Source organism: Pelatocladus sp. (assembly GCF_059505505.1).
Window position 1 is genome coordinate 1 of the sequence record NZ_JCACKS010000072.1, and the last position, 11,304, is coordinate 11,304.

Genomic DNA, 11,304 nt, shown 5'->3' on the forward strand with positions numbered 1-11,304 from the left:
TTTTTTACTGAATTCGGCTTTTTATTATACCCAATTTAAATGCTGAACAGCTTACCCGTAATGAAGATAGGAAGAACCTGTAAGCCCCATATAGTAATCTATCGCTGCATTTTGATAACGAGTTGCTTTTGAAATATTAATTAGTTTTGGTTTTTGCATTTATAAATTGATAGAAATCGTTGTACCTTTATGCTTAATATTCCAAGCAAGCGCGCTCCTTGTCAGTTCACCAAATTTTGCTTCTTGGTTGACCTATGTATTAGAGTGGAGAAATACTAAACTAACTGCGCCTCACCATAACCGAATTACCTTCTATCTTGGTCATGTAAGTTGAGAGTGGTTTTGTGGCTGGCCCATTTTGCACCTTACCATCAACTCCAAATTCTGAGGCATGACAGGGACATAAAAATATTTTTTCCTCAACTTCCCATTCCACCGTACAACCCATATGAGTGCAGGTGGGATTAACAGCTATCAGATTTTTACTTTTAGAAGTACCAATCACCAGAATGGAACCAAAAGGCGATTTTTCTTTTAAGATTTGACCTGTTTCATCTAACTCTCCAACTGTCCCCACATGAAGCCAATTTTCAGATTTAGATGATTTCCGTTTGAGTTTAGGTTTAGGTTGTGTCGCATAAGTAGTTGTGAATACTACAGATAAAGAACTTACAAACCAACTTACATTAAATAAGACAATAAAATCACGACGGTTCATAAAAATTGAGGTGTTTTAAAAATTAAATTCATGAGACAAGTTTTAGTTGTTTCATTAAGTAAAACATGATTGATGTTAGTATTTTTTACTAATGAATTGGGAGAGGAAAGAGATAAAATTTTCTTCCCCGCTTCCCAAGCTTGATAAATATGAAAAATCAACGACAACCAATTCTAGGGAAGGCTATTCCGTAAACGACGCAAGCAATTTATCGATGCAGCGCAATCACAGCCAAACATAGCTACAGCAGTATCGCTTTCCTCATCTGTAACTCCAAGCAGAGCATCCTCGTTATTCACGTCAGTAACATCAATCTCTGGTACGCCCTTCTTCAAATGAGCCAATTGTTTAGCATTAGCACAGAAAAATTTACCGAGTTTTGGATGTTTTACACAAGCCTTTTGGCTTTCTGCTGATACTGGCGTAGTAGTCGTATCTGTATGGTTTACAGGTTGGGGATTTACTGGTTGATTAGCGGTGCTAACTTTACTAGTCATCAACAAGGAAGCTACAGAAATTAAAGCTGTGGGTTTAGAAGTCAAAGCCAAGAGTAATTTTTTCACTCACTCCTCCTAGAAATAAATTGACTATCTAGATGGGTTTTCACCTGAATGCGCTAACTGTATAATTCATAACAAATAAGGGAGAAATTCTTCCCATCTTCGACAAACATATTGATAGCATTCCGGTGGAGAAATGACAAGATTGTTTAAAATATTAACCTCAAAATCAGAGTTAAATTTTATGAACAAAATAATGTCTTTTTGCGGATTATAGGTATCTATTGCTGCAAGTATTTGTGTTATTTCTTTTGGGTACAGAATCCACTCAGTTAAATAGGCTGTTAATCTAGCTTTAGTAACAAAATGAAGATTAAAGGTTTCGTCAAGTAAAATTTTCTTACCTGTGATTGTAGTAAAAGTGATACGGGAGAAATCTACAGCATTATTTATATTACAAATAACAGCCCCGCGCCCTGATTTTAAAAAACCTTTCCAAGCGGTATAGCTAATTAGCAAAAAACTTGTGAAATTCAACAATTGCTTGTACCAATTATTGTTAATCAGAAATATTGACTTCTTTTCGTAATTCTTTAGCAGCTGACACCATATTTTTCATTGATGAAATTACTTACTTGCGGCTTCTAAATCCTGCTACTTCCTCCTGCAACACGAGTGATTCAATGCCAACTTGATCGAGTTCCCGACCAATTAACACTAATTTTGTTTGACGCGGTTCGCCATGTTGCCAAGGACGGTCGTAAAAGTAATCAAATCGATTACCAACACCCTGTAATACCAAACGCATGGCTTTATTCGGAACTGCTACAAATCCCTTAATGCGATAAATTTCTTGCTGTTGCACCAATGTTTGCAAGCGTTTAACCAAAAAAGACGGCTCAAATGCTTGGTCTAGTATTAGTTGCACTGCATTAATCCCGTCATCATGTTCGTGATCTTCTTCTGTATCGTGGTGACTGGGACGACTATCTAAATTATCTTCTACCGCAGCATTGAAACCGAGTAGTAAATCGCCACTGATTTTACCATCCTGGCAAGGAATGACTTTTACACCAGGGGGTAAGTTCTGCTTGAGCCAATCCTGCACCCTCACTTGCGTTTGTTCGTCAACGCGATCGCTTTTAGTCAGCAATACTAGATCAGCACAAGCCAGCTGATCTTCAAACAGTTCCTCAATCGGTGTTTCGTGTTCTATGCTAGAGTCAGCTTGTCGCTGTGCTAAGAGTGCTGCTAAATCGCCTACATATTGATTAGTTGCTAAAGCTTCACAGTTCACCACAGTGATTACGCCGTCTACTGTTGCGCCTGTGCGAATCTCTGGCCAGCGAAATGCTTGTACCAATGGTTTTGGTAGTGCTAGTCCAGAGGTTTCAATCAACATACAGTCAAGGCTCGCGCGTCGCTTGAGTAATTCTTGCATCGCTGGTAAGAATTCCTCTTGTACTGTGCAGCACAGACAACCGTTGGTGAGTTCCACAATGTTACTCTTAGATTCTTCTTCATCGTCACAAACTTGGCACGAACGTAATAGTTCGCCATCAATGCCAACTTCGCCAAATTCATTCACTAAAACAGCAATGCGTCGTCCTTCGTTGTTTTGCAGTAAGTGACGAATTAACGTCGTTTTGCCTGCGCCGAGAAATCCTGTAATGACTGTAATGGGAATTTTGTGCATATAAAATTAAGTTGTTTGTTGATTAAAGGAGCGATCGCAATAAAGAAGTTTTAACCGCAGATATCATGCAGTGTTGCCAGCGTTAAAATTCAAATATTTATGTTCTGCAACACCGCCAAGGATGAGTGGTCAAGTTGTGGCTGGCGACCCCACAGCCCGGTCATCAGTCGCAGCAGTAGCCTTCGTGGGAAAGACCAATAAATTATCAGCCGCAGTACTAGCCGCCGCAGTTTAACCATTGGTAACCATTGATTAGAAAAGCTACGGTTGAGAATATCAGTAAAGGCTAGCACCACCCAGTTTTCATAGCGTCGCCAGCGATCGTAGCGTTTTAGCACTGCCAGAGAACCCAGGTCTTGTTTGTGTTGTTGTGCAGTTTGTAGCACTTGGGCTAGGGCAGCCGCATCACGAATACCCATATTTTGCCCCTGACCGCCCACCGGATGACAGCAGTGGGCAGCATCCCCTAATAATACTAAGCGCGGCTGGCAATAGCGACGGCTCTGCATCAACTGTGCTGGAAACACTAAGGGTTGGCTCAACAGAGTTAGTTTTCCCATTTGTTCGCCGTAGCGTCGTCGTAGTTCACTCATAAACTGGTCGCTTGGTAGACCAACTATTGCCTGAGCCTCTGCGTGGGGAGCAATCCAGACGATTTGGCAGCGATTTTCAGGCAAGGGCAAAATTGCAAAAGGGCCGCTAGACCAAAAACGCTCGTAGCCGATATTCTGGTGCGGTCGCTCTGGAGCAACAAAAGCTGTAATGCAGGATTGCCAGTAAGCCCAGCCGTTAGTTTTGATGCCAGCAGAAGAGCGAATTTGCGAGTTTACGCCATCAGCAGCCACCACCAACTGCGATCGCAATCGTTGTTGACCTTGGGAATTCTCTAGCACTACCTCTGCGGTTTGGGCTGCATAGCGCACCTCAATCACTTGAGTCTCATACCAGCAGGTAATGTTGGCTGCTGTTGCCACTCGTTGCTGGAGTGCCGCCATCAGCACCTTATGCTCACCACAGTAGTAAACTGCTGCTTCTCCCAAATCTTTAGGGCAAAACTCGACTCGGTGAGGATAGTCTGCGTCCGACAGTAATACCCGTGAAAAATGGCTAATTTTTGGCGCAATTTGCTCCCATAGCCCTAAATCACGAAAAATTTTGCTTGTCATCGGCGACAGGGCATAAGCTCTTGATCGCTCTGTTGCTTGCTGCTGTTGTTGTGCTTCCACTATTAAAATTCGCAAACCTGACGATTGCAGTCCACAGGCTAGTGTCAAACCCGAAATACCGCCGCCGACAATAACTACATCGCAGTTTGCCAAAAATGGATGCAGTAATGAGGTCATAGCTTGAAACTCACGCATTGGTCATAATGCTCGCTACCTAACCAAGCTGGAGGGAGTTTGGTTAGCAAAGTTTCTGTCCATCAATTCTGTACGTGAATTTGCCCGCACAGCGCGGAACATTCCAAATCGACACAGCCCTGCGCCAAAGGCCAAACGCATCAATAAAAACGTTGGCACTTCGCGTACAGATTTTATGAAACCAGACAATCCAAAACGCAGAAATCCGCTTGGGCGAACCACTCCTTGCCAAATAGAATCTAACCAAGAAGGAAGGGTTTCTTGCGTCCAATCAGTCGTAATTACCTCCCCTTCCACTAATCCTGTTGCTTCCAAAAGTTCGGAGAATCCCTCAATGCTAGAAAAAGCTGGATGAGACCACTGGTCTAGCAACTGTCGCATTACTGGTTTCTCCCAGAAATTTAGCGGTTTTTGGCGGTCATCTCTTTGATTCCAGTCAGCGACAATCAAAATTCCACCTGGCTTTAGTACCCGCATTAATTCTGTTGCAAAAACGGCTTTATCAGGCATATGGGGGCCTGCTTCGATTGACCAAACTACATCAAAACTGGCATCTGGAAACGACAATGCCATTGCATCATCGACTGCAAACTGGGCGTTTAGTTCTTGGGGTGTTAACTCCTGGGCGCGTTTTACTTGCTCTTGGCTGATAGTAATTCCTGTGACAGCAAATCCATAATCTCGCGCTAAAATCCGGCTGCTGCCTCCAATCCCACAGCCAACATCTAATACGGTAGTACCAGGAGGTAATTTATCTAAACCACCCCATTTAACCATTTCATGTACAAAGTCAGATTTAGCAACCAAAAAATCCTTGCGTCGTGGCGGCGAACCGTAGTGACCAAGGTGAATGTGTTCTCCCCAGTAAAACTCTAGGATGCCGTCAAGCGTCCATTGGTCGTAGGAATTGGCGACTGTGGATGAGGATTGATACTTGCGGGCAGTTAGAAAATAAGCCGCAATTCCAATTAGTAAAACGAGAAGAGAACCAATTACAAAATAAACTAATAAAGTTGACATTGTTGTGAAAGCTTTTTATGTAGCTAACCGTTGATAGATGTTGGTGTGTTTATGGTTCATCCCGAATTAGACGAGAGATCATAAGAGAAATCTTCCTATAGGTTGAACTTGCCATATTTTGCCAACCTCGAATTATTTTCCTGAGATTTAGAAAGGGTTGCTGCTTATCTTCTCTAAAACCTGTTTGTTTGACAAAAGGATGAACAGCAGTAGGAATCTTCCCAGTTCGATGAAGATAAAATTTTGGCATGATGATTAACCGAATCAGAATTTAACAAAAATACAGAGAAGTTATGCACGCCAGATATAGCGATGGAAAGTTAGTGCCATACCTCGTTGAAAATCTTTCTCTTTTCAAAGTAAAAAAATACCTGAATACTCACAAAGGAATTACTAATTGAAATTTAATATTAATTACTTATTTCGTGGAAAGTCGCCATTTGTAGCGTTTTAATGTGCGGTGCTTTCAAAATATTAGACCTGACGCTCATCATGTAATAAACCATCCGTGCCTCGCAGATGTAGAAAATTTACAAGTCAACTTCGGCGGGCATTCTGACTTACAAGGCAAGCCTTGATTACAGTTGCGGGACAGCGCCGGATTTGCACCGGACTTTCCCCCTTACGTCTGATGGCTGCTCCCATCAAAACCGAGATTCCCTTGCATATTAACACAACTGTGATTTGCTTGCGTAAAAATCAATGGTCGATCTATACTGGCATTCGTCATGAATCGGGGCAAGTTCAATTCCTTACCAAAGCTTGCTCTGGATTTTTATTGGACAATTCTTCTAACAATTTTTCAACACCACAATTTGTTAGGATTGCCAGCGTTTAGTGACATAACGTTGACAATTTTTTACATTGCCAAACCTAGTTAACTATTCTTTTCCATTATTGCAATTATTTTTCTACAATTCATCCACTATGCAAGCTCCATCCAAACTCTTTGAGGACTCCACAACGGATATCTATGTTGTTCGTCGTGATGGTTCGACGACACCGTTAGAAATTAATAAAATTCGCACAGTAGTTAATTGGGCTTGTTGCGGACTTTGCTGCAATTCCATTGCCTTAGAAGCACATCTAACAACTCGATTGCGCCCCGGTATTACTACACGAGAAATTCAAGATAATTTAATTCGCTGTGCTTTGGATTTGTGCGATCCTGAAGAACCTGATTGGCGGCAAGTGGCAGGGCGATTACATATTTGGAGTTTGTGGAAAGATACTCAAGTAGCCCGAGGTTATCAGTACGGTTACTATGCTCAAACTGTACATGACAAAGTGAGTAAAGGAGAATACGATCGCCACATCTTAATCTACACTCCAGAAGAATTAGAAATTGCCAACACTTGGATTAATCCTGACTGGGATGCCGACTATGATTACGCAGGAGCAGTATTACTGACGAAACGATATCTCCTGGCGAATGAGTTACCCCAGGAAGCATTTTTAACTTGTGCGCTCTTGATAGCCTCCGTAGAAACACAAGAGAATCGTTTAACCTGGGCAAGGGAGTTTTATGAAGCGATCGCCCGTCGTCAAATATCTTTAGCAACGCCGATTTTAGCGAACTTGCGGATTCCCAACGGTTCTCTTGCCAGTTGTTTCATTACGGCAATGGACGACAATTTAGAAAGCATTTTTGGCAGTATTCATGATGCAGCGCGGATTTCTAAAAATGGTGGCGGTGTGGGCGTGAATCTGTCTCGGATTCGGGCTACTGGTAGTTGGGTGATGGGAAAGAAGAACGCTTCTGGTGGTGTCGTTCCCTGGATTAAATTATTGAATGATACAGCGATCGCAGTTAATCAAAGTGGACGTAGAGCCGGTGCGGTTACTGTAAGTTTAGATATCTGGCATTTGGACATAAGCGAATTTTTGGAAATGCAAACCGAGAATGGCGATGCACGACGCAAAGCTTATGATGTGTTTCCGCAATTGGTTGTCAGTGATGAATTTATGCGAAGGGTGCAAGCAGATACAGAATGGACGTTAGTTGATCCCTATGAGGTGCGAACTCGTTTAGGGATTGAACTAGCTTCAACTTGGGGTGAAGAATTTGAACGTGCTTATCTGCAAATCGAAGCCAGTTTAGATAACTCGATTACTCTTTACAAACGGGTAAATGCACGTCTTTTATTCAAACAGGTGATGCGAACCCAATTAGAAACCGGGATGCCTTATTTATGGTTCAAAGATACCGCAAACCGAGCTAACCCTAATCAGCATGAAGGTTATATTCCTGGTGGAAACTTGTGTCAAGAATCATGGTCAAATGTCAAACCAGACAAAGAAGCACATTCATGTAATCTCCTCAGCGTTAATCTTGCAAATTTGGAGGATGAACAGCGAGCAGAAATTTGTCAGATTGCAGTACGTGTATTAGATAACACTATTGAACTTACATCACCCCCGTTTGCTGCTAGTGCCACCCACAACGCCAAATATCGCACAATTGGGGTGGGCTGTATGGGATTAGCTGACTGGTTAGCAAAATATCATCTCACCTATACCCATCTTCAGGAAATCAGCGATTTATTTGAAGACATTGGTTACTATTGCACCGCAGCATCGATGGAATTAGCGAAGGAACGGGGTGCGTATCCTGCTTTTGTCAAGAGTGAATGGAGCAAAGGAAATTTAATCGGAGCAAAACCACCTACTTGGTTTGAGCAACACGCTAGTAAACCAGAGCGTTTTTTACAACTGAGTCGAGATATCAAGCAATATGGGATTCGCAATTCACATATTACTGCGATCGCACCCAACACTTCTTCATCTTTAGTTCAAGGTTGTACAGCCAGTGTTTTACCCGTTTATAGCAAATTCTTCTATGAAAAGTGGGCAAAGGGTTCAGTACCCATCGCACCGCCTTACATTCGGGATCATTTATGGTTCTATGTCGAAAATAAGACACTGGATCAGAAAAAAGTTGTTCTCGCGATCGCCACAATCCAACAATGGATTGATACAGGAATTTCGATGGAATTGTTATTTAACTTGAACGCTGGAGTTTATTTCCCTGACGAACCAGAGCGATGTCTTAGCGCTGTTGATATTTTTGAAACCATAATGCTGGCTTGGAAGTTGGGTTGTAAAGCAATCTACTACATTCGCACTGTCCAAAAAGATAGTTTCAAAGAATCGAACGAGCAATGTGTTGCTTGTGCAAACTGAACACCAGTCATCAGTAAACACTTACTTGTACTGAGCGAAGTCTAAGTATCAGTTATCAAGCATAGGTGATGGGCAAAGCCCATTGCCCAATTAAGAGTGAAAACTAATCAAAACAAAATTTAAGATGTACCAACCAAGACAATCATTAATGCCAATTAATCCCGTTTTCAATCCGAATGGAAATGATGATACAGCAAACCGTTTAATATGGTTCGGAGAGACTACGAACTTAATGCAATTAAATGATGTTCGTTATTCGTGGGCTGTGTCTCTCTACCGTCAAATGCGAGAGAACTTTTGGATTCCCGACAAAATAGACGTTACTCAAGATGTCACAGATTACGTCAATCTCACACCTGGAGAACGACGTGCATTTGATGGCATTCTCAGTTACCTGACTTTTCTCGATTCGGTGCAAACCTGTAATGTGCCTCATATCAAAAACAGCATTACCGCACCAGAAATTGCATTGTGTATGGCGGAACAAATTTCGCAAGAAGCAATGCACAATCAATCTTATCAATACATCATTGAGACGGTGATTCCGAGCGATCGCCGTACACAAGTTTATGATTTTTGGCGGAGCGATCGCATTCTCAAACAACGATGCGAATTCATCGCTGGACTATACCAAAAGTATGTCGATAACCCCACACCAGAGAATTATTTCGTATCGCTATTGGCGGATTATTTGTTAGAAGGATTGTATTTCTATAACGGGTTTATATTTTTCTACAATCTCTCATCACGGATGCTCATGTCTGGGAGTGCAGATATCTTTAGAATGATTAACCGAGATGAACTTTCTCATGTGCGGCTATATCAAAAATTGATTCCAGAAGCGATGCAAGTTTTCCCTCACAGCCGCGAACAAATTTATGAAATGTTTGCTCTTGCTGTTGAGCATGAATGCAAGTGGACAGGACATATTGTCGGAGATGATATTCTAGGCATTACAGCCAACAGTACAGAAGATTACACAAAATATCTGGCAAATGCTCGCTTGAAGGCGATCGGTTTAGAGCCATTGTTTGGGGAAGCTATCTACAAGAAAAGTCCCTATACTCACTTGGAGCGTTTTTCAGATACTAAGAAAGAAGCGAATACAAAAGCAAATTTTTTTGAGGCGAGTGTGACCAGTTATGTTATGTCTTCTAGTATTGAAGGTTGGGATGATTTTTAAGAGAGGTTTATTATTGGTTTAGATGTCCAGACGCGATATATCGCGTCTTTAAAAATGCGTTTATGCTGCGATCGCTCGTAAATCCCGTTAAATACAAAACTAAATTAAGGATGTTATGAGGAAAAATTCTGTACAACACCAAGGATATACGGAAATATTCTGTATAATCCTGCCGTAAAGGGTGATTATACGGAAAAATTCGGTAGAGGATATGATCTTTCAAATCCAGTAACTTATATGGGACTAGTCATACGTAGTCTTGTCCTGTCACCAATGCCAATTCCGATCGCATAAACTCACGTCCCAAGTAAGCCGCATGATCCAATTGGCGGTTGAATAGTTGTAGCGATCGCCCTACCACACTTCATCAAACGTTAGATTTACTCAAAATCAAATCTGTATCATCAGTTGTACAATCTCTCCCATGTATGACGATACCTGCCGATTCCTTGCCGAACACTTCTGTGCCGACTTCGCCAGTTGGCTGTTAGGAAAGCCTGTCACGATGACAGAACTCAAACCCTCTGAACTCTCCCTCGATCCGATTCGCAAGGCAGCACTGTGCGGGGGTTCCCCCCGTTGAGGCAACTGCCGCGCCGATGCCCTAATTTTGCTGGAATCAGACGAATCTGTTTTGCATATCGAGTTTCAAACACTTCCCAAGAACAATATTCCATTCCGTGTTTTGGATTACCGCGTGCGAATGTACCGGAAAGATCCAACCAAACCGATGCGGCAAGTTGTGATTTATCTGACGGAGAGACATCATGCAGGAATCCACCGTTTATCGTTCGATCTGGAGAGAGGCTGAGGAAGAAAAGACACGGGCGATCGCTATCAATCTCTTGCGTAGAGGAGTGGCGATCGACATTATTGCCCCTTCCACAGGCTTATCGATTGAGGAAGTTCAACAACTTCAGCAGCAACTGAATGAGTCTCCACAAAATTAGCCCCAAGTGTGTGGCGATTGCGTCATCACAAAAAGGTTATCAGTATTGTCACCAAAGCGAACTGACAAGTCAGCGCTTGCGCTATCGCCGATCAAAATGACTTGGAATAGTAGCTGTAACGACAATTTGTAACTACAATGGAATATTGTAGCTGTCGTTCAGTTATGGAATATAAATGGGATGAAGCAAAACGTCTTGCTAATCTTCGTAAACACGGCATTGATTTTACCGATGTTCCAGCTGTATTTGATGGCGATATCCTAACGGTTGAGGACGATCGCTACAGTTATGGAGAGCAGCGTTTTGTCACATTCGGTTTGTTGCAAGGGCGAGTTATTGCCGTTGTCCATACAGAACGTGAGGATTGTACCCGTATTATTTCTGCAAGAAAGGCAACGAAATATGAACAACGAACCTACTTCGAGCAACTCTCAAACTGATTGGCAACGACTGGATGCAATGAGCGATGAAGATATTGATTTATCAGAATGCCCAGAGATTACACCGTCCATGTTTGCTAAGGCAGTTGTGAGACGGGGTTTACCTGCTACAAAAACCAAGTCTCAAGTTACACTTCGCATCGATAGCGATGTATTGGAGTGGTTTAAGTCCCAAGGGCGAGGCTATCAAACACAAATCGTAACTGCCTAGCTAGTAGGATTTGAGGAAAAGAAAACAGAGACATTACCTTGT

Annotated in this window: 12 protein-coding genes, 1 pseudogene and 1 riboswitch; of the genes and pseudogenes, 5 read left to right on the plus strand and 8 right to left on the minus strand. The window is 42.2% G+C overall.

Features of this window, described 5'->3' with window-relative positions:
• Positions 1 to 280 precede the first annotated feature (280 nt).
• The 7 genes from AC5JMK_RS07030 to AC5JMK_RS07060 form a co-directional block, all read right to left on the minus strand.
• Positions 281 to 718 carry a QcrA and Rieske domain-containing protein gene (locus tag AC5JMK_RS07030; RefSeq protein WP_495909726.1) on the minus strand — a complete coding sequence of 146 codons (438 nt, stop codon included), beginning with the start codon at positions 716 to 718 and terminating at the stop codon, positions 281 to 283.
• A 173-nt stretch (positions 719 to 891) separates the two neighbouring features.
• Complete coding sequence (locus tag AC5JMK_RS07035; protein ID WP_495909727.1) at positions 892 to 1,281, minus strand: hypothetical protein; 390 nt, start codon at positions 1,279 to 1,281, stop codon at positions 892 to 894.
• A gap of 66 nt (positions 1,282 to 1,347) precedes the next feature.
• Positions 1,348 to 1,758, minus strand: coding sequence for a hypothetical protein (locus AC5JMK_RS07040; RefSeq protein ID WP_495909728.1), 411 nt, complete (start codon positions 1,756 to 1,758; stop codon positions 1,348 to 1,350).
• 91 nt (positions 1,759 to 1,849) lie between these two features.
• A complete protein-coding gene (gene cobW / locus AC5JMK_RS07045) occupies positions 1,850 to 2,914 on the minus strand; it encodes a cobalamin biosynthesis protein CobW (protein WP_495909729.1) in 1,065 nt (354 codons plus the stop codon).
• Positions 2,915 to 3,003: 89 nt separating this feature from the next.
• Positions 3,004 to 4,275, minus strand: a complete 1,272-nt coding sequence (locus tag AC5JMK_RS07050) for an FAD-dependent hydroxylase (RefSeq protein ID WP_495909730.1) — start codon at positions 4,273 to 4,275, stop codon at positions 3,004 to 3,006.
• Between the two features lie 15 nt (positions 4,276 to 4,290).
• Positions 4,291 to 5,295, minus strand: a complete 1,005-nt coding sequence (locus AC5JMK_RS07055) for a methyltransferase domain-containing protein (RefSeq protein WP_495909731.1) — start codon at positions 5,293 to 5,295, stop codon at positions 4,291 to 4,293.
• 49 nt (positions 5,296 to 5,344) lie between these two features.
• Positions 5,345 to 5,545: a hypothetical protein gene (locus tag AC5JMK_RS07060; RefSeq protein ID WP_495909732.1), complete on the minus strand. Its 201-nt coding sequence runs from the start codon at positions 5,543 to 5,545 to the stop codon at positions 5,345 to 5,347.
• Positions 5,546 to 5,823: 278 nt separating this feature from the next.
• Positions 5,824 to 5,965, minus strand: a riboswitch (cobalamin riboswitch).
• 257 nt (positions 5,966 to 6,222) lie between these two features.
• Here AC5JMK_RS07060 and AC5JMK_RS07065 point away from each other — a divergent pair.
• Positions 6,223 to 8,478: a ribonucleoside-diphosphate reductase subunit alpha gene (locus tag AC5JMK_RS07065; RefSeq protein ID WP_495909733.1), complete on the plus strand. Its 2,256-nt coding sequence runs from the start codon at positions 6,223 to 6,225 to the stop codon at positions 8,476 to 8,478.
• Positions 8,479 to 8,602: 124 nt separating this feature from the next.
• Positions 8,603 to 9,661, plus strand: a complete 1,059-nt coding sequence (locus AC5JMK_RS07070) for a ribonucleotide-diphosphate reductase subunit beta (protein ID WP_495909734.1) — start codon at positions 8,603 to 8,605, stop codon at positions 9,659 to 9,661.
• A 247-nt stretch (positions 9,662 to 9,908) separates the two neighbouring features.
• On the opposite strand, the pseudogene AC5JMK_RS07075 reads toward AC5JMK_RS07070, so the two are convergent.
• Positions 9,909 to 9,989 (minus strand): annotated as a pseudogene (locus AC5JMK_RS07075) (DUF4346 domain-containing protein); the annotation flags it as partial.
• A 439-nt stretch (positions 9,990 to 10,428) separates the two neighbouring features.
• On the opposite strand from AC5JMK_RS07075, the gene AC5JMK_RS07080 reads away from it, so the two are divergent.
• The 3 genes from AC5JMK_RS07080 (at position 10,429) to AC5JMK_RS07090 (ending at position 11,262) form a co-directional block, all read left to right on the plus strand.
• Complete coding sequence (locus AC5JMK_RS07080; RefSeq protein WP_495909735.1) at positions 10,429 to 10,611, plus strand: Rpn/YhgA-type helix-turn-helix domain-containing protein; 183 nt, start codon at positions 10,429 to 10,431, stop codon at positions 10,609 to 10,611.
• A gap of 137 nt (positions 10,612 to 10,748) precedes the next feature.
• Positions 10,749 to 11,051, plus strand: a complete 303-nt coding sequence (locus AC5JMK_RS07085) for a BrnT family toxin (protein ID WP_495909736.1) — start codon at positions 10,749 to 10,751, stop codon at positions 11,049 to 11,051.
• On the plus strand, positions 11,014 to 11,262 hold the full coding sequence (locus tag AC5JMK_RS07090) for a BrnA antitoxin family protein (protein ID WP_495909737.1): 249 nt from the start codon (positions 11,014 to 11,016) through the stop codon (positions 11,260 to 11,262). Before AC5JMK_RS07085 ends, AC5JMK_RS07090 begins: the two co-directional genes overlap by 38 nt.
• Positions 11,263 to 11,304 lie beyond the last annotated feature (42 nt).

Coding starts and splice junctions, on each gene's coding strand:
- AC5JMK_RS07030 (WP_495909726.1), bottom strand. CDS start 718: ATGAACCGTCGTGATTTTATTGTCTTATTTAATGTAAGTTGGTTTGTA.
- cobW (WP_495909729.1), bottom strand. CDS start 2,914: ATGCACAAAATTCCCATTACAGTCATTACAGGATTTCTCGGCGCAGGC.
- AC5JMK_RS07050 (WP_495909730.1), bottom strand. CDS start 4,275: ATGCGTGAGTTTCAAGCTATGACCTCATTACTGCATCCATTTTTGGCA.
- AC5JMK_RS07055 (WP_495909731.1), bottom strand. CDS start 5,295: ATGTCAACTTTATTAGTTTATTTTGTAATTGGTTCTCTTCTCGTTTTA.
- AC5JMK_RS07060 (WP_495909732.1), bottom strand. CDS start 5,545: ATGCCAAAATTTTATCTTCATCGAACTGGGAAGATTCCTACTGCTGTT.
- AC5JMK_RS07065 (WP_495909733.1), top strand. CDS start 6,223: ATGCAAGCTCCATCCAAACTCTTTGAGGACTCCACAACGGATATCTAT.
- AC5JMK_RS07070 (WP_495909734.1), top strand. CDS start 8,603: ATGTACCAACCAAGACAATCATTAATGCCAATTAATCCCGTTTTCAAT.
- AC5JMK_RS07080 (WP_495909735.1), top strand. CDS start 10,429: ATGCAGGAATCCACCGTTTATCGTTCGATCTGGAGAGAGGCTGAGGAA.
- AC5JMK_RS07085 (WP_495909736.1), top strand. CDS start 10,749: ATGGAATATTGTAGCTGTCGTTCAGTTATGGAATATAAATGGGATGAA.
- AC5JMK_RS07090 (WP_495909737.1), top strand. CDS start 11,014: ATGAACAACGAACCTACTTCGAGCAACTCTCAAACTGATTGGCAACGA.